At 45.3% G+C, this 18,425-nt stretch carries 18 protein-coding genes and 1 tRNA gene; 3 read left to right on the forward strand and 16 right to left on the reverse strand.

From position 1 onward, the window contains the following. Positions 1–13: 13 nt before the first annotated feature. Entirely contained in the window at positions 14–2,425 is a 2,412-nt protein-coding gene (locus K1I80_RS08770) for a bifunctional 2',3'-cyclic-nucleotide 2'-phosphodiesterase/3'-nucleotidase (protein WP_223313593.1), read from the forward strand. A 43-nt stretch (positions 2,426–2,468) separates the two neighbouring features. Here K1I80_RS08770 and K1I80_RS08775 read toward each other — a convergent pair whose 3' ends face one another. From K1I80_RS08775 to K1I80_RS08795, 5 genes are all read right to left on the reverse strand, one after another. Then, on the reverse strand, positions 2,469–3,221 hold the full coding sequence (locus K1I80_RS08775) for a 16S rRNA (uracil(1498)-N(3))-methyltransferase (protein ID WP_223313594.1): 753 nt from the start codon (positions 3,219–3,221) through the stop codon (positions 2,469–2,471). Then, positions 3,222–4,175, reverse strand: coding sequence for a 50S ribosomal protein L11 methyltransferase (gene prmA, locus K1I80_RS08780; RefSeq protein ID WP_223313595.1), 954 nt, complete (start codon positions 4,173–4,175; stop codon positions 3,222–3,224). It abuts the gene before it with no gap. Positions 4,176–4,318: 143 nt separating this feature from the next. Continuing rightward, positions 4,319–4,789, reverse strand: a complete 471-nt coding sequence (locus tag K1I80_RS08785) for a GNAT family N-acetyltransferase (protein WP_125341182.1) — start codon at positions 4,787–4,789, stop codon at positions 4,319–4,321. Beyond that, positions 4,786–5,238, reverse strand: coding sequence for an NUDIX hydrolase (locus K1I80_RS08790; RefSeq protein ID WP_223313596.1), 453 nt, complete (start codon positions 5,236–5,238; stop codon positions 4,786–4,788). Before K1I80_RS08790 ends, K1I80_RS08785 begins: the two co-directional genes overlap by 4 nt. Before the next feature lie 9 nt (positions 5,239–5,247). Beyond that, a complete protein-coding gene (locus K1I80_RS08795; RefSeq protein ID WP_223313597.1) occupies positions 5,248–5,718 on the reverse strand; it encodes a DUF3013 family protein in 471 nt (156 codons plus the stop codon). An 87-nt stretch (positions 5,719–5,805) separates the two neighbouring features. Between K1I80_RS08795 and K1I80_RS08800 the strand changes: the two genes are divergently transcribed. After that, the gene (locus tag K1I80_RS08800; RefSeq protein ID WP_223313598.1) at positions 5,806–7,074 is read left to right on the forward strand and encodes a replication-associated recombination protein A; all 1,269 of its coding nucleotides are present in this window, start codon (positions 5,806–5,808) and stop codon (positions 7,072–7,074) included. 265 nt (positions 7,075–7,339) lie between these two features. Further along, positions 7,340–7,412, forward strand: a tRNA-Lys gene (locus K1I80_RS08805). A gap of 22 nt (positions 7,413–7,434) precedes the next feature. On the opposite strand, the gene K1I80_RS08810 is transcribed toward K1I80_RS08805, so the two are convergent. From K1I80_RS08810 to K1I80_RS08860, 11 genes are all read right to left on the reverse strand, one after another. Next, positions 7,435–8,646 (reverse strand): site-specific integrase, encoded by a 1,212-nt coding sequence (locus tag K1I80_RS08810; RefSeq protein WP_223313599.1) that lies wholly within the window; start codon positions 8,644–8,646, stop codon positions 7,435–7,437. Continuing rightward, complete coding sequence (locus K1I80_RS08815) at positions 8,639–8,827, reverse strand: DUF3173 family protein (RefSeq protein WP_223313600.1); 189 nt, start codon at positions 8,825–8,827, stop codon at positions 8,639–8,641. The genes K1I80_RS08810 and K1I80_RS08815 overlap by 8 nt, the downstream gene beginning before the upstream one ends. A gap of 58 nt (positions 8,828–8,885) precedes the next feature. Continuing rightward, positions 8,886–9,404 (reverse strand): ATP-binding protein, encoded by a 519-nt coding sequence (locus tag K1I80_RS08820; RefSeq protein WP_223313601.1) that lies wholly within the window; start codon positions 9,402–9,404, stop codon positions 8,886–8,888. A gap of 1 nt (position 9,405) precedes the next feature. Continuing rightward, positions 9,406–9,789 (reverse strand): ASCH domain-containing protein, encoded by a 384-nt coding sequence (locus tag K1I80_RS08825; RefSeq protein WP_223313602.1) that lies wholly within the window; start codon positions 9,787–9,789, stop codon positions 9,406–9,408. Further along, entirely contained in the window at positions 9,767–10,813 is a 1,047-nt protein-coding gene (locus K1I80_RS08830; protein WP_223313603.1) for a hypothetical protein, read from the reverse strand. The genes K1I80_RS08825 and K1I80_RS08830 overlap by 23 nt, the downstream gene beginning before the upstream one ends. A 64-nt stretch (positions 10,814–10,877) precedes the next feature. Continuing rightward, a complete protein-coding gene (locus tag K1I80_RS08835; protein WP_223313604.1) occupies positions 10,878–11,951 on the reverse strand; it encodes a phage tail tip lysozyme in 1,074 nt (357 codons plus the stop codon). Between the two features lie 3 nt (positions 11,952–11,954). Continuing rightward, positions 11,955–14,291 carry a hypothetical protein gene (locus K1I80_RS08840; RefSeq protein WP_223313605.1) on the reverse strand — a complete coding sequence of 779 codons (2,337 nt, stop codon included), beginning with the start codon at positions 14,289–14,291 and terminating at the stop codon, positions 11,955–11,957. Further along, positions 14,291–16,798, reverse strand: coding sequence for an ATP-binding protein (locus tag K1I80_RS08845; protein WP_223313606.1), 2,508 nt, complete (start codon positions 16,796–16,798; stop codon positions 14,291–14,293). The genes K1I80_RS08840 and K1I80_RS08845 overlap by 1 nt, the downstream gene beginning before the upstream one ends. Continuing rightward, positions 16,785–17,213, reverse strand: coding sequence for a TcpE family conjugal transfer membrane protein (locus K1I80_RS08850; protein WP_223313607.1), 429 nt, complete (start codon positions 17,211–17,213; stop codon positions 16,785–16,787). Before K1I80_RS08850 ends, K1I80_RS08845 begins: the two co-directional genes overlap by 14 nt. A 4-nt stretch (positions 17,214–17,217) precedes the next feature. After that, on the reverse strand, positions 17,218–17,451 hold the full coding sequence (locus K1I80_RS08855) for a TcpD family membrane protein (protein WP_223313608.1): 234 nt from the start codon (positions 17,449–17,451) through the stop codon (positions 17,218–17,220). A 15-nt stretch (positions 17,452–17,466) separates the two neighbouring features. Continuing rightward, entirely contained in the window at positions 17,467–18,417 is a 951-nt protein-coding gene (locus K1I80_RS08860; RefSeq protein WP_223313609.1) for a conjugal transfer protein, read from the reverse strand. Positions 18,418–18,425 lie beyond the last annotated feature (8 nt).

Raw genomic sequence — 18,425 nt, forward strand, 5'->3', positions numbered from 1 at the left:
CAAAGGAGATATTATGTCTAAATCATCCCTTCAAAAAACGGTTGTGCTTTTAAGTACAGCAGCTCTTGCGGCAGCTGTAAATGCTGTTCAGGCTGATGAGAATACTGCACCGGTCACTGCTAATCCTGCTGCAGTAGAAAGCAGCGCAGCTGAAGCAAAATCAACGACTGCTGCAAGTCCTACTGAAGCTCCTGCGACACCAGAGAGCACGGATCCTAGCTCTGCTATTTCTCCAGAAAATGCCAGTGGAAATACTGATGCTTTGATGGCTATGGCTCGCAATGTAGCAGCTACTGAGGATACTAAGCCAGTGGAGGGACAGACTGTCGATGTTCGTATCTTGGCAACGACCGACCTCCATACCAACTTGGTCAACTACGACTACTATCAGGACAAGCCGGTGGAGACCTTAGGACTGGCTAAAACAGCCGTGCTAATCGAGAAGGCCAAGAAAGAAAATCCGAACGTCCTCTTGGTGGACAATGGCGATACCATCCAAGGAACGCCGCTTGGAACCTACAAGGCCATTGTGAATCCTTTGGAGAAGGGCGAGCAGCACCCTATGTATGCTGCTCTACAGGCTCTGGGCTTTGAAGCTGGTACGCTAGGCAATCATGAGTTCAACTACGGCCTGGACTATCTGAACCGCGTGATTGAGACAGCTGGCTTGCCTATTGTCAATGCCAATGTGCTGGATCCAGCGACTGGTAAATTCATCTATCAGCCTTACAAAATCATCGAAAAGACCTTTACGGATACTCAGGGACGCTTGACGACCGTCAAGATTGGTGTGACTGGGATTGTACCGCCGCAGATTCTCAACTGGGATAAGGCAAACCTAGAAGGAAAAGTGGTCGTTCGCGATTCTGTTGAGGCCATTCGAGACATCATTCCTGAGATGCGCAAGGCTGGTGCAGACATCACTTTGGTGCTTTCTCACTCTGGTATCGGAGATGACAAGTATGAAAAAGGCGAGGAAAACGAAGGCTATCAAATCGCTAGTCTGCCAGGTGTGGATGCTGTTGTAACGGGCCACTCCCACGCAGAATTTCCAAGCGGAAACGGAACTGGATTCTACGAAAAATATTCTGGCGTAGACGGTGTCAACGGGAAAATCAACGGTACTCCAGTAACCATGGCTGGAAAATACGGCGACCATCTGGGCGTCATTGACCTCAAGCTAAACTATACCGACGGCAAATGGAAAGTCACTGACAGCAAAGGCTCCATCCGCAAGGTAGATACCAAGTCTAATGTAGCCGATCAGCGCGTCATTGACATTGCCAAAGAATCCCACCAAGGGACTATCAACTATGTCCGCCAGCAAGTCGGTACTACGACTGCACCGATTACAAGCTACTTCTCTCTGGTCAAAGACGATCCATCCGTGCAAATCGTCAATAATGCTCAGCTTTGGTATGCTAAGCAAGAGCTGGCTGGCACGCCTGAAGCCAATCTTCCTATCCTGTCTGCAGCAGCGCCTTTCAAGGCAGGAACTCGTGGAGATGCAACGGCCTACACAGACATTCCAGCTGGTCCTATTGCCATCAAGAACGTAGCAGACCTCTACCTCTACGATAATGTAACTGCTATCCTCAAGGTCAACGGTGCCCAGCTCAAAGAATGGTTGGAAATGTCAGCTGGCCAATTCAATACCATTGACCCAAATAATAGCCAACCGCAGAATCTGGTCAATACTGACTACCGGACTTATAACTTTGATGTTATCGACGGTGTTACCTATGAGTTTGACATTACCCAGCCGAACAAATACGACCGCGAAGGGAAACTAGCAAACCCAAATGCCAGCCGGGTCCGTAATCTGAAATATCAAGGCAAGGAGATTGACCCAAATCAGGAATTTATCGTCGTGACCAACAACTACCGGTCTAACGGTAATTTCCCTGGTGTTCGAGAAGCCAGCCTCAATCGTCTCCTCAATCTGGAAAACCGCCAAGCTATCATCAACTATATCTTGGCTGTCAAAAATATCAATCCAAGCGCAGATCAAAACTGGCATTTCGCTGATACCATTAAGGGACTTGACTTGCGCTTCCTGACAGCTGATAAGGCCAAGAACTTGATTGATACAGACGGAGACATCGTCTATCTAGCAGCCTCCGCCCAGGAAGGATTTGGCGAATACAAATTCGTCTACGTCGCACCGAAAACTGAACCGGTTCCTATTGAGCAGCCAAGCTCTCCGACTATCGCAGTCGAAGCAGCCAAGCTGCAGCATAGTAGAGTAGATTTCCCTGTCTTGACTGCTGTTGCCCCTAGCACAAACAAGCAAGCGTCTCACAGACAGGCAGGGGCAGAAAGCCTCCCAGCAACCGGAGAAAAGACGTCCTCGCTCGGACTCTTGGCACTTGTCATGACCGGACTTGCAGGAATCTTCGCCCTCAAAAAACGTGAAAGACAATAATGATTAAAAAATCAGCAGCCAAAATAGCTGCTGATTTTGCTTTTTAAAGACTGTCATTTCTCAATTCCAACAAAACACTGACTGCCGTCAAGGCATAAAGCGGAGCAGTTTCAGCCCGCAGGATACGTGGACCTAGACCAGCGGAGACAGCCCCTGCTTGGTCAAAGGCAGCTATTTCATCTGGCGATAGACCGCCCTCCGGTCCGAAGATAAAGAGCACTTTTGCTCCGGTTGCCAAGCCAGACAGAGCTTGGACTAGAGCTGCAGATTCTCTCTCTTTGGCTGATTCTTCATAGGCCACGATGATGCGGTCAAAGTCTGTCAAGGCTGCCAGAAAGTCTGCCTTTTTATCAAAGAGCCGAATCTCAGGAATCAGATTGCGCTTGCTCTGCTCCGCTGCTCCCTGAGCAATTTTCTCCAGCTTTTCACTCTTTTTAGCCAGCTTTTTGCCATCCCACTTGGCCACCGACCAGTCCGCTGGAAAGCCCCAGATAGCACTGGCTCCTAGCTCCGTTGCCTTTTGAGTGATAAACTCCAACTTATCACCCTTGGGAAAGCCTGAAGCAATGGCCACTTGAACAGGCAACTCGGTATTGTCTGCTAGCTCCTCCACGATTTCCAAGCTCTGCTGGCTGGGATTCAGTACCCGAGCCAGCTGTTTTACTCCATCATCAAAGACCAGTGTGACTTGGTCACCCTCTTTGAGCCGCATGACTGAAAACATATGTTTGGCCGTGTCCTTATCCGTGACCACCAGAGGGGACTGAGGACTTCCTTTTATAAAATACTGCTGCATCTAACCACCTATCACGCCTGAAATGTCCTGCGTTTTCTTAAAGACACAGGCATTCCATTCGCCCTGAATCATATGCGTTTCCAGGAAAAATCCTGCTACTTCTGCTGACTTTCGCACCATTTCCCACTTCTCAGAAATTATTCCACTCATAATCAGATAACCCTCATCCTTGACCAAACGATAGGCATCCTCAGTCATATGGACAAGAATATCGGCCAAGATATTGGCAACAATGACATCCGCCTCGATTTCTACACCTCGAAGAAGATCCCCCGGCGCCACATGAATGTTCTCCATACCAGGGTTGAGCTCAATATTTTCCTGCGCCACGCGCACCGCCACCTCGTCCAAATCATAGGCGTAGATGTCCTTAGCGCCTAAGAGAGAGCTGGCAATGGAGAGGACGCCGCTGCCTGTGCCCACATCCAACACCGTTTCTCCGCCTCGCAAGACCTGCTCCAGCGCAAAGAGGCTCATCTTGGTCGTCGGGTGAGTGCCCGTACCAAAGGCCATGCCAGGATCCAGCTTGATAATCTTCTCACCAGCTGTCGCCTCATAGTCCGTCCAGGATGGCACAATGGTCAAGTCGTGGGTAATCCGAGCCGGCTCAAAGTATTTCTTCCAATTGTCCGCCCAGTCTTCCTCAGCCAGTTCCTGCCGAGTCAGCTGAATATCTCCCGTCTCCAATCCGAAGCCATCCAGCTCAGCCAGACGCTCATTGGCCTTGGCCGCAACAGCCTCTATATCCACCGAATCCGGGTAGTAGCCAGTAATCCTGACCCGATCGCTCTGCTCAACTTCTGGAAAAAGCTCACCGTACTGATCAACCTGCCCCAGATAATCTGCGCTGTCATCGATAGCCACGCCCTGACTGCCCAGCTCGATCAGAATATTAGAGGCTGCTTCTTCCGCCTCCCGCTTCACTTCAATCGTTAATTCCTGCCAAGTATCCATATTTAAAATACCAAGCCCGTAAAACACAAAGCCAAAATAGGAAATTCTCTGACGACGTTTGTGTCTAAGAGAACTTTATCTTTTTGCCACAGTGTTTAGGGCGGGTTCAGTTTAGAAATTTAACTGAACGATCCTTTCTTTGTTTATTTCATTGTCTTCGTCATGTAAACCATATCCATGCCCTCTTTTTCAGGCTCAGTATGGGTCTGATGATAGCCGTTTTTCTCATAAAAAGCTACCATGCCTTTGTCCTGGAAAACCGTGCACAAATCCCATTTCATAACGTTGGAAAATTTCTCCTCAATCAGACCAAGCCCCTCAGAACCATATCCTTTGTTCTGGTACTCTGGCAAAATCGCCACTGTCCCAATCCAGCCTGCTGTCTGTTCGTCATTTGTATTCAAGCGAATAAAGCCCAGAATCTTCTCGTCGTCTTTGACAAAATAATAAAAACTATTGGGCCGCTCAACCAGCTTCCAGCGAATCCGCTCTCGCTCCTCCAGATAGGGGTCGTATTGATCCTGATATTTCTCATAAACGGCCTTAAAACTCGCTCGCTGAATGGCAATAATGGTCTCTAAATCCTCAGCTCCTGCCCGCTCAATATGAATCATGCTTGTACCTCCAAATAATCGCTCAACCTGTCCTGCAGCTGCGGAATAACCTTTTTATCTGATAAGAACTGGCTCGCATCCATCATCTGATAAGCCTGTCCCTCGTCGCCAAAGACAATGCTGGCAAATTCTTCCTGAGTGATGGTTCCCGCCATAAAAATAGAGGTTTTGTCTGGATCAAGCATTCCTTGATATTCCTTAACCCAGACAATAGCCGCTTCTTCAAGCTTCAAACCAAGCTCTTCGAAAACCTCTCGTTGAACGCATTCAAAGGGACTCTCCTCTCCCTCGCGGCCACCTCCCGGCAGCTCCCACATATTTGGCCAAGGAATGGTTGAAATATCATCTCGCAAGATGGTCAGCAACTTATCATTACAGATCAAGGCAATCTTGCAGCCAGAAAATTCCATCTGTTTGTGCAGTAAATCTAGTCCTTCTGCATTTGCCATAAGCGCCTCCTAATACCTCGGATAGGAATAAAAGTCAGTCTCAGTCAAATCTGCTCTGCCATTTTCAAAAGCCTCAGCATTCCAAGCCAGCTCAAACTCTGCTGCCTCTGGATCAGCTAAAAAGTCCATGAGTGCATCGAGACCAGACTCAGCTGTTTGGGTTAGAAAATCCACGAAATAAGCCAGAAACTCCCGTGACAGCCCCTTTTTAGGCTCATAGGGCAGGGCTGCCAGATAGTCCTCAGCCTCAAAACGAGACTTGATTGGATTATAGAAAAGCACGGCTTCCTCAAAGTAAATATCCTCAGCCGAGGCATTGCCCTCAGCATCAACGGTCTCAATCCCGCCTGGATTTTGCACCTCAAGGAGAAAGGCCACTTCCACTGCGTGATTTTTCTTATCCCAGTTTATCTCATAGTCAAAAGGAAAGCTCTTCCCCATTTCCTCGTCCAATATCTCCAAAAAACCGTACTTAGCCATGATTTCCTCTTTTCATTGTGATAAAATATTACTATCTACAATAGTAACACAAAAAACCAAGAAAAACACTTGCAGAAAGGAAATCTTATGCCAGAAAACCTCGCCCTGCGCATGCGGCCTACTGACATTGATCAGATTATCGGTCAGCAGCATCTGGTCGGACCTGGAAAAATCATCCGTCGCATGGTTGAAGCCAACCGCCTGTCCTCGATGATTCTCTACGGGCCACCCGGCATCGGCAAAACCTCCATCGCTTCGGCTATTGCCGGCACAACTAAATATGCCTTTCGGACCTTTAATGCGACGGTAGATAGCAAGAAACGCCTACAAGAGATTGCTGAAGAAGCGAAATTTTCCGGCGGACTGGTGCTCCTGCTAGACGAGATTCACCGCTTGGACAAGACCAAGCAAGACTTTCTGCTGCCGCTCTTAGAAAGCGGTCTGGTCATCATGATTGGAGCGACGACAGAAAATCCTTTCTTCTCTGTCACCCCTGCCATCCGAAGCCGGGTTCAGATATTTGAGCTTGAGCCCCTCAGCAACGACGACATCCGAAAAGCCATCCAGCTAGCCTTGACGGATAAGGAACGAGGATTTGATTTCCCAGTGGAGCTAGACGATGAGGCTCTGGATTTCATTGCTATCTCTACCAACGGAGACCTGCGCTCTGCCTACAATTCACTGGATCTAGCCGTGCTCTCTACCCCAGAAGATGACAAGGGAATCCGCCATATCACGCTCGATGTGATGGAAAACAGCCTGCAAAAGAGCTACATCACCATGGATAAGGATGGAGACGGCCATTACGATGTCCTCTCTGCCCTGCAGAAGTCCATCCGCGGCTCCGATGTCAATGCCAGTCTCCACTACGCAGCTCGTCTCGTTGAGGCAGGAGACCTGCCTAGCCTAGCTCGACGCCTGACCGTTATCGCTTACGAAGATATCGGCCTGGCAAATCCCGACGCCCAAATCCACACTGTCACAGCTCTGGAGGCTGCCCAGCGGATTGGTTTTCCTGAAGCCCGGATCCTCATTGCCAATATTGTCATTGATCTGGCTCTATCGCCCAAGTCCAACTCAGCCTATCTAGCCATGGACAAGGCCCTAGCTGACTTACGAAAGAATGGAAACCTGCCTATCCCTCGCCACTTACGAGATGGCCACTATGCCGGCAGTAAGGAACTGGGCAACTCACAAGACTATCTCTACCCTCACTCCTATTCTGGCAATTGGGTCAAGCAGGACTATCTGCCTGACAAGATAAAAGATGCCAATTACTTCACGCCTAATGAGAATGGCAAATACGAGCGAGCCCTTGGAATGACTAAGGATAAGATTGATGACTTAAAAAAATGATGACATCGTTTGCAAAAAATCACATTTTTCTCTTGAATTTTTCAAAATTTATGGTATCATAATTATAGAAACGCTGTGGTGTACGACTTCACACTTAAGTGTTGACCGACTATTTTTTGTATTATTAGGGAAACAAAAGACTTCTAACAGCATGCAAGCCGTGTCACGCGGAAGCAGCTTCAGTTAGAGCGAGTTGCCCACCTGCTTAATTGCGCGGGTTCAATACAAATCGTGAAGGTCCGGCACCAATACAGCTTTTTCTATTGCCTCCTTAGCTCAGCTGGCAGAGCAGCGGACTCTTAATCCGTGGGTCGCAGGTTCGATCCCTGCAGGGGGCACTAGGTCAAAACGTGAAAAAGCCTATTCCAATAGGCTTTTTTCTTGTGTTTTTGAGACTTGTCCGCCAGTTTGTCCGCCATCTTTTCTTTTCTCAATCTCAGCCCACTCATCTTTCGTCTCCTGTAATAAATGAATATAGATTTCTCGCAACATGGTTGTGTCCTTATGACCGAACCATTTTGCCAGGACTTCCAAAGGAACGCCTTCTCGAACTTTTACACTTCCATAAGTATGCCGGGCTCCATAAGTAGTAATCAAAGGCTCAATTTTCAACTTCTTTAAAATTTTTTTCAAGGTTTGATTTAAAGTTGTTTCATCTGGTACAGGCCACTTCTTACCATACTGAAAAAAGACAAAATCCTGCTCATTAACTAAGTTCAAAATTTTTAATATTTTTTCTTGTTCCTCCTTTAAATCTCTTAAAATCTTTATGGCTTGACTATTCACCGGCACCCTTCTAACAGATGGATTCCTACGGTTAATTCTGCGATAATGATAATCATTCTTCGGCGGAACAATAGTATGCTTATGAGAAGACCAACGACTATGAGTATAAATCTCTTGATTTTCAAAATCAACATCCGACCATTTCAAAGCCAAGATTTCCCCCGGTCTCAAACCAATCACAAACTGAAAATAAAGAACATGCGGAACAACAGATTTTCTATAATCCATAAACATCAGCAGATACTCCACCACTCTGTCATAATCAGCCTGGCTATGCAGAAATTTTCTATCCGGATGCTTCCGTTCCTTCATAGAATTAAGCTTGATGTTCTTCAAGAAACTATCATCAATCGGTATTTTATCCGCTTTAGCAAATTCAACTGCCTTTGCAATATTAGCATTCATACGCCCCAGCTCATTCAGCTCACAGCGCTCACCATAAGAATTTAAAAATTTCTGATACTTAGAACGAACAATATGAGAAACACGTATATCTCCAAAATATTCTTTAATAACCTCCCTACGGCGTGTATAACGATTTTTTGTTTCAATATCAATATTCTGAGGCATGATTTCAACCTCCAACCAACTATCAAATAATTCAACCAAAGTCAATGGATTTTCATACACAGAAAGTTGGCCATTAGCTAACTGCATTTCAATTTCTTTAGCTTTAGCAGCAGCCTCTTTTTTTGTTTTAAACCCACTGCCGCTATATGATCTATGCAGAGTTGTCTTTTTTATTTCATAACTCCAAGTCTTCCCACGCTTTCGGATTCTAGCCATTTTGAATTTTCCTTCCTAAAACTCGATAAATATATTCTTGCGGAATCTCTACTTTCCGTTGATTCCGATAAAACAAAAAACCATCTTGAACTAGCAAATCAACCGCCTGCTTCAAAACCTTACGAGCCTTATAGTCACTCATTTCATTTAACAAATCTTGCTTATTAACCGTATCTCTCATATCATTTCCTCCTTTTTACAAAAAAAAAGCAAGCCTGCTTAGACTTGCCCTTAGATACTCAATATAGGAATTGTTTTAGTTCCTCCAATTTTAAATCACTATCATAAATAAAAACCGGAATATCTTTTAAACGAGAGAACTCCAAAACTTGATTCTGCTCCTTATCTTGAAAAGATTCAATCAAATTTTGTTCCCAATGCTCATTGTCCCTTTTCTCTAACCTCTCTCGAATAATGGCAGGCTGCTCTATTTTTAATATAATTTTACTGATTTCCAAACCATCAAAAGTAGAAAAAGGCAGTTCAACAATTTCCCTTGAATGATTCAAAAGGGTAAAATGTCCATCTAATATCACAACATTATTGTCCTTAAATGGATAATGAGCTAATTCTTGCTTCCAAAGTTCTTGATTATTAGCTATATTTTTTGTGAATTTATCAGATGACTGTATTTTATTTCCTGCTTGTCGAATTAAGTCGCTGATTGACAGAGCAACAAGTCGTACATCTTTTTTTAAATTCTCTAACAGAGTTGTTTTACCGACTCCATGAACACCTACTAGTAAAATATATTTCAAACTAATACCTCCCTATATAACAAAAAGATTGAGGTGCAGCTTTTATAGTAGAATCAAATTCTGATAATTCAAGATGTTGCTTGTACTCTTTAAACATTTTAATCTGAATAGCAAAACCACTGTCTCTATCTTTAAAGTACTCATAGAAATATTCCTCTGAAATACCGGATTGATGTTTAGTATCATTCCATAATTTATCAATATTTTCTTCTAAAATAGTTTCAATTTCAAATTCTCCAACTACTTTACCGTATGGCTTCGTTGCGTAAACTACGATGGAAGAAACATCAGGACGCTTAAAAACCTTTTTCCGATACTCGAACTTTTTCCTCCCTTCTATAATTTCTTCTACAAACTCTGGCTTAATTGATAATAAAGCTTTCATTTATTTCACCCATTTCTAAAATATTGTAAAATTGATTATCTGTCAAAGTTAGATAGCCAAAATATTCATCTCTATCTAATCCAACTTGCTCAATTAAATCTCTTCTAACAATCCTTCTCTCCAGAGGAAGATTGTATAACATTTTGATAATGTATGGATAACGTTTAGTATTCCAAAAGTTAATTAACTCATTTTGTGTAAAAATTGTGCCTTTCCCGCAATACTGAAGAAAGTCCCCTATTGAAACAAAATCGTATATACTAATCACTTCTACAACTGTACAAATAGACGTGGCAACAGAAGAGTACTCTGCGGCCCTCCCACCCTCAGCAGTTCGATATATAACAACCAAATCCCCCGGAAACATATTCTGAACCCCGACCATCTTCGTTAGATAAATCTTTTCACTAGTATTAGTAAAAGACAAATCCTCAATCACATGAGTACGTTCAGTATTTAATCTTGAGTTTGGAAATAATTTTGTATGAAAATCAGGCCAAATTCCAAGTAAATGTTTCTGGGAATTCACTCCTAAATTAATTCTTGGAAAATCTTTGTAGATATCATTAAAAACTGCCAAGTCTTTATAATAAACTAACTCTCCATTATTCTTCGTTCCCCATTGACGAAATCCGAATTTTTTAAAAAGATTAATTAAACCTTCCTGTCCAGGAAACAGAGTAACATATGTAAAATCATACTCTTCATTAAGCATTTTTCTTAAAATAATACTCAAAAAACGTTGCCCCAGAACTGTGCCATGAGAATCAATCTTAAAGGTACCAATTTTCAAACGGCGTCTCATATCAAAAGAAGGAGTAATATTTTCATCAGCTTCTACTTCATCTTTAAGATACAAAAAGCCCAATAATTGATTGTAATCCTCTAAAATATAGGCGTACTCTCCGCTTTTTCTACTAAGCCAAGAATTGAACTCCGGATAATCAGCCCTTAGAGAATCAAAAAAAGGATTTCCAAAATCAAGACTGCCAATTTTAACCTTTTGAATCACATCATTTTTCATAATTTGCCTCCAAAAATTGATATAACTCATTATACCATAATTCCACCATCCTTATTTAAAAATTTTAATGCCCATCCACATACCAGAGCTGTTTAGCTGTGGTTGCATCAATGACCCGATAAGCCACCGTCAGAGCTGGCACCCCTATCACATTCATCTCCGAAATCAGGATAGAACCGTCGCTCTTGACCTCCTCACAGAAGGCCACATGACCGTATGTCGGATCAGAGCCAGCTAGACCCTGAACAAAGGAAACAGCAGTGTGCTTTTTAGGGCTATGACTGGACGTATAGCCAGCCTTTTGCCCCCACTGACCACCGTTTCCCATGTAAGAATCGAACTGGATTCCTAGCTGCTTCGCACGATTATAAACGTACCAAGTACACTGACCGGCTGGATAGGAAGCACTTCCTTCATAGGCATGCCCATCATACTGGCTGATGTTCCCCCAGCCCTCTGGCATAGCCGTTGAACTAGCACCGGTATTGTTATTCTGATTAAAGGTTGCCTGACCGTCTTTCAGGATGTCATAGATGACCTCCGCCCACTGTTCAATATCGCTGACCTTGGTCTGAGAATCGCTGATAGCCACCCCCTCATAATACTGGGACCAGTCGCGGGCCGCCTGTTTCGGGTCCGTGCTGGGACCGACCTTTTCTGTCACCTGTGCATAAGGACCGGTCAGCTCGGTACTCATGAGGTCCAGCTGGATGTCTTTCTCCAGCTTTTTCTCTTTGGCCTGGGCCCATCTATCCCCATTGATAGTCGAACTCCAGCCCGACCACTGATAGAAACCAGCTACGCCCCCGCTGGGATTGACAGCCTTGTAATCAAAGCCGCATTCCCGATAGGCCACGGCTAGGCTGCCACTCGCTCCCTGGAGGGTGAAGTGGTGCTGATTCATCAAGCGCCCGGCAAAGTCAAGAGCCGTCTGGGCCTGCTCCTCGCTCAGCTGGCGGCCGGTCTTCTCCGTGAATTTCTGTGCAAAGTCTGCGGCAGAAATCGAAACGCCACCTGAAGTGGTCGAGTAGGTTTTTGACGAGACCGTACCGCCTCCGACCATCACAAACAACATAAACGAAAGAAAAAGGACGGACAGAGACCCCGCTCCGATCAGTCCTCTTTTTAGTGCTTTCATAACTTACTTTTTCCCCTTTCTAAACAAGTCCTCTGCCGGATTCTCCTCTAAGGTCCGTTTTTTCAGCTGCTCCTTTTGATACTCCCTTTTCAAACCTCGCACTGCAAGCCGATTTTTCAAAGGGTTTTTAGAGGAAGGCGGATTGTTTCTTTGTTTCTCCTCCCGGAACTGCTCAAAATCCGCCTCCTGTTTCAAGCGTTGATTCTTGCGCTCCAGACGCTCCAGGCGGCGACTTTCCCGCTCCTGATAGCTCTGCTGGACGGGTGTATCGGTATCTCCAGCCAAATCATGGATTTTAGAGCGCAGACGCTCCGCTTTTGGCATGGTAAAGAGGTGGCTGAGGTTGTCCTTGCTGTCTTGCAGTTTCTGCTTAAACTCCGCTCTGGACTGGTGAGCTGCCTCCTTATCCAGACTAGGACCCGCTCCATAGCGCAAGCGGTCATAGAGACCGGTCGCACCATTCTTGCCTGCTTTAAAGAGTGTACGAGCAGAATTGGCAGCCATAGCCAGACGAGCCGCAGAAAAGGCTGTTGCCGCCATCTTAACCGCTCCACTCCGCTGCAACATCCGAGCAGGAGACAAGCGATTCATTCCAGGTACCCGCGGCATAGAGAAGCGGTCAAAGCCGGACTGGGCTTTCTGGGCCAACTCTTTAGCCGACAGGGTGCCTCTGACAAAGAGATTCCCCAGCAAGTGGCGCAGCTTAAAGAGAATAACCCAGACCAAGCCCTGGATAATAGCCACCCAGAAGTAAACTTTGGTCATCCCTCCAGACACTCCCTCAATCAAGCTATTGACAAAGAGGAAAGCCCGGATGAAAAAGAGTCCCAGTGAGCCCAGGAGCACAAATTGAAAGAGTTTCTTTCCTGCATTACCTAGCACCTGTTCACAGCTCGGAATCATAGCCACAAAAAGCAGGAGCACCAGAAAGACCAGCAGGAAAATGGCTAGGTAGCGAAAGACAAAGGAAATGAGGCCAATCACAATTAAGGCAAAGCCGACAACTACCGCTTTCACCAGAGAAGCCAGAGCCGTAAAAAATTTAACTCCCATAGCGTTAAAGGATAACTGCTCAATATCTGTATTTTTTTGAGCTAGCTTCTCAACTTTCGCTTGCTCGCCTTTGGTCTCAAATAGGTCAATCACCTTATCCTCTGGAACATTGGTAATCTCTTGGTCCTTTAGCTTGTCTGCCTTGAAATTCATAGCCAGAAAAGGGCGATAGACCAGCTGGTCGAAAATGGCTTCCTTGACCTTGGTCAGATTGTCACCAGACTGGCCTTGAATGCTTTTGCTGGCCTCACTATCGTCCAGCTGGTCAAAGCCCTGAATCGCCATGCGAGTGATGTCTTGACCCATGCCATCTACCGCTTTGACGATTTTTGAGAGGTTATAGGTCGCGGGCACCCTCGCATTCCCATAGTTGAGCTGAAGACCATTTTGCTGGTAGAGAAAGAGGGCAAAGAACCAGACCAAGATAAAGCGAAAGGCCCGGATCGGAAATTTTCGGGTCTTGAAAAATTCCACGACACCCCACATGAGAGAAACGCCATAAATGAGCCAGCGAAACTCTGTCATGAAGGTATTGAAAAAGTTAGCAGAGAAATTCACCACCTTATCCAATTCCTGGTAGGTATTGGCTGAAAAGACCTGCTCCAGAACAATAATCGTCAGGCAATAAAGGGCCTTGGTCAAGAAAAAGATTCCCTGGCTGATGGCATTGACCGCCTTGGGCCAAATGTCCTCCGCATTGAAAAAGCCGCCTTCTACATAAATATAGGAGGTCAACTTAGACATGTCTCCCGGATTTTCACTGTCCCGCGCCTGCTTCAAGTAGGTTTGAGCTTCCTCTGCAGCTTTTGCGTCTTCCTTCTTTGAGGCGATTTTTTCCTCAAAATTGTTCTGAGTGGTCTTTAGACCTTGAATCTGAGCCGCTGTCTCTTCTTCTGGATGGTCGGCTATATATTGCTTAATCTCCTCCATATCTTTTTCGGCTTGCTCCAGCTCCTTTGTAGAAGCGTCTTCCTTTTCAAGGGTCTGATCAACATTCTCAGCTTTCTGTTCGATAGACTGGTAGTTCCTGTCTTTGTCAATCTTCTTTTCAGAAGCTTCCTTTTGGTCCTGTGCCTCCTTTTTACGCTCCGCCTCCCTTTTCTGGGCCTCCTGAACATTGGGCGGAGCATAACCATTATTTTGCTTCGGAACAATATTCTTATTAGGATTCTCATTCGTATAGCCATTGGCTCCTGGCCGAGGCGGCGTATTGGCCGACACCGCAGCCGGAACCAGAGCCAAGAGAAACAGGCCAATCACCGCCAGCCGTTTCAGAAATTTTAACATTAAGCACCCTCCTTTTGTTTTTCTTGCTTGCGTACCGTTTCAAAAAGCCGGCTCATCTCTGGGAAGTAGAGACCATCTACCGTGACCCGCTCTACTCGGCCGGAAGTGTCTTTCATGAGACATTGGCCTTTAGTCATAGTGTCAAACCAGGCTTTACTATCGTCTGTCACTTCCACCTTTAGGCGATTGAGAACCTTCTCAGCACTTCCTGGGGCATCATTATGGAAACACAGATACGTTCCAAAAGCGGAAGCTTCTCCATCTGACCGATTAGAATCCTCTGGTAATTGAGAAGTAAAGACGAAGAAGCAGTTTTGAGACCGACCCATCCGTCTGATTCGGTCTTGCAGACCACGACCAGAAGCCGTGACACTAAGGACCCAAGCTTCATCCTGACCAATAACCGTTTTTGTACCATAGTCCCGCTCCCCAAACTTAATACAGAAATCGCCTAAAGCGTACATCACCGCCATGGCTTTTCTGTTTTGCAAGGTCAGTTCTGCATGTTCGTCAGCCGGCAAATTCAGATAAGCAATTTCCAAAATGGTATTGCGAGCGGTCAAATCAACCGCAGGATTGGTCCCATCCGAGAAGACCAACTCCAAGACGGAATCGGTAATCTTTTCCAGTAGGTTTTCTGCTGTCTCCCGAATCTTTTCAATATCCGACTTCATCAATTCCTGAATAGCAGACAAAGTTCCAACTGTTTCACCACTGGCTCGCTTCGCCGCAAAAATCCGAATCATCTTAGACAATTCGGTTTCAAACTTTTCTTTGTCTTTCAGCGGCATGACTTCATTGACCATAGAAAGAATCAGGTCTTTGGCTTGCTCACCACTCAAAAAGACTAGCGGATCCAGAACCCCATGATTTTTGGGATTCGTATAGTCCAGAGTCACAAAGTGAATACTACGGATATAGTCCTGTAGCTCCGGACAGCTACCTGTCTCTTCCAGCTCTTTCAAGAGCTTGTTGTACCAGTACCTCTTTTCCCTTTTTGGATCAATATAGAGTGTTTGGCAATTCAACAAGCTAGCATAGAAAAAGATTTTGGAGGTGGCGAAGGTCTTCCCAATCCCTGTATCTCCGGTTAAAGAAATATGGGGATTGTCCGTATTTTTTCCCTCCACCTTCTCATTGGCTTGCAGGATATCCACCAGCACCGGTTTATCACTGGCTTCCAGAGCTTTCTCAAATTTTGAATTCCAGCTAGAAAGTTGGTTGTCAATCATGCCAAAATAAAAGCCAACATCCTGGCCGACCTTTTGAGTCACAAAAAAGAGGTCCTCCGCAAAAGCGGCCGCCTCTGAGGTCTGGATAAAGTTTTTATCCTCCAGTGACAGTGTTTCACCAAAACGGTTTTTGGCAAAGAGATATAATTGATAAGGAGTAGCCCTTGAAAGGCGTACTTTATCCCCCTTCATCTTCTCCATCAGGAGATTGATTTTTTGCTTGAGCATTTGCAGGTCACTATCGGACACGACCAGGGTCTGCAGGTAATTGATGATAGGAGTACCTTCATCAATCTTCTGCTCAATATCTTCCACCAGATACTTGCTTTGAGCCACAGATTTTTTCTGAACGCTGTCTGCCTCCAGTGATTCTACCTGGGCCCCCCTGAGTTTCAGCCGGGCATTACGGGCCTTGGTCCGGACATTGTTAAAGGGCAGACCTTTGACCCGGGCAAACTTTGCCTTGGTCCAGACCTCTACCGGAAAGCCCAAAGACTGGGCCCGCTCAATCAAATGCAAGTAGGAAGCGTTCTCGGGCTTGTAAGCCACCGGAAGAAAGGCCACATACTGTGGACCTTCTTCATTGAGCAACTCCAAGACATTGATTTTCTCAAAGTCAATCGATTTATCCCCCAGATTCCCCATCCAGTTTTCAACCAGATTAACCTCATACTCCTGATCTGCAGTCAAAGAATGCAGGTAGGAGTAGCGGTTGACAAAAATTGTCTCTCTGGTCGTCAGCCGGCGGCAATCCAGCAAGGACAAGTCTTCCTCCAGCTTTTCCCGCTGACGTTCATACTTCTTTTCCCACCCCTCCAGGACATTCTTCTGAAATCCAAATCCCTCTACTAATTTCTCGGCCGTATGATTGATAGAATCCTGGATGACCTCTTTCAAATCCACAGAAATATTGAAAGACTTCAGAGGCAGGGAAATAAAGTAGTGATAGTCGCACAGCTCCCGCTTCATCAGGTAATTATAAGATTTTTCAAGGACAGAAAAAGCCATCTCCTCCGTATCCTCTGCGAACTTTTCAGAAAGTTCCCGAAATTTCCCCAGCAAATCCTTGGGAAATGGCAACATGGCAATATCAAAATCGCCGTAAGGCTTAATATCGCTTAACCAGCTTTCCACCGTCGCTTTCAGTTGCTCTTTTTTCGTAAAAGCGACCGGATTCATTATCTCCGGCTCTACTTCATAGAGCGCAAAGACACTGCCATCTGCTCTCAAAATCAGGTTGTCTACAATATCTACAACTTGGTTATCTAATCTCACTGATTTTCTTCCCCTCTTTTTTTAAAATATAAGACGGCTTATAGTAAAGCAAACCGTCATTAATCTTTTGTTTCTTTCGTTTTCTGCCGTAATGTCGGTAGAAACGAACATAGTCTCGCAGAAAGCGAAAAACTCCCTGCTGCTCAATCGTGAAATCCGCCAGCAAAATTCCCAGCAGCCACAAAGGCGGGGCACCAAAACCAAGCCAAAAAGGCAAGGGAATGGGAATCACCTTGGTAACAAAATTTTCAACCAGCCAATAGTAAACCACAAGCAAAAAAGCCGTCCAACCAATCGTAGACAACTTAATTGCATTTGGCAGCGAGTGCCGATCAGAAATCTTTTGAATCCAGGTCGGCTGCATAAAAGCCGACCGATAATGATATGCCCTCTTATCTTTCTTTTCCGTTCCCATAGGCTCAACCGCCAATCTTGAACATGTTTACAAGCAAATTGAGAATTTCTGATGTTTTATTCATCACTGTTTCAGGATTCCAGCAGAAGTAAGCAATCAAAAGACCTGCAACAATCGTTCCAATAATCTTCCCCGCTGAACGTGAGGTGAGGAAAATAATCAGAGCAACAGCACCAGAAATACCAATCGCAGTCCAAGCGCCAACATCACTCAAGAATAGTTTTACAATTTCTTTCATAAGTTTTTACTCTCCTTATTTAATCTGTTTACGATACTTTTCAGCAATCCCATGTTCCATGTTTTGAACACGGTAGGAATCACTATCCGCTTTCAAGGTCACAACAAAGTTTTCCTGATGTGCCATCTCAAAGGCATCCGTCATTGTCACCTGCACCACAGCAACCAGTTTCGTTTTATCCTGCTCGTCTTGGATGAAATAAACATAGTCTAAGCTTTTCAGCAGGTAGCCCTGAACCGGCTGGACTTCCTTAGAGAAAGGCGCCATCTGGGTTTTATCCCCGCTGGTATAAGCTTTGAAAAAGGCCTCCACATACTGCTTCGGTTTTTCAAAGTCTTTCTTGTCGTCCTGCTGGTCTTTCAGTCGCAGGCCTGACTTCACCCCTTTCGCCACATAAGAGCTTTCATTGGTGAAATAGGGCAAATCAGCCACATAAAAACGGCCAGCTTTGACCCCGTAGGGAATGGAAAGCAAGCCTACGTTATCCTGCCAGTCTTCCCCGACTTTAACCGCATACTCCACGCGGTAAGTTGCTAGGCTATCGGTCACCTCAACCAAGGTCGCATTGGTCAGCCGACTGTCCGTATTCGTCGTTTCACTGGATTTTACATCCAGCCCTGCTGCATAGAACTTTTTCAAAGCCGCTTGATTTTCAGCGTTATTCTCTGAAAAATAAAGACTTAAAAAGTCAGCCATAAACAGACTGACTTGATTGGAATAGGTTCGGGAATTTTTCTCCTGCACCTGCTGGACAACCGGCTTTGTTCCCATGCTCCGAATGGCATTGGAAACAACCGTCAAAGCTGCCAACGCTACAATCCCAACTACAAACCCCAGCAGCAACCGATTAGCTGCCCTTTGACTAATCTTTCGCGGTTTCACTTCCACGTTTGTTTTTCGTGGTTTGGGAAACTTCACTTGTTGCGCTTTCTGTTTCAAGTCAGAAAGCCATTGTTTTACATTCAATCTTTTTT

This window comes from Streptococcus sanguinis, from assembly GCF_019929225.1.
Taxonomy (GTDB): Bacteria; Bacillota; Bacilli; order Lactobacillales; family Streptococcaceae; genus Streptococcus; species Streptococcus sanguinis_J.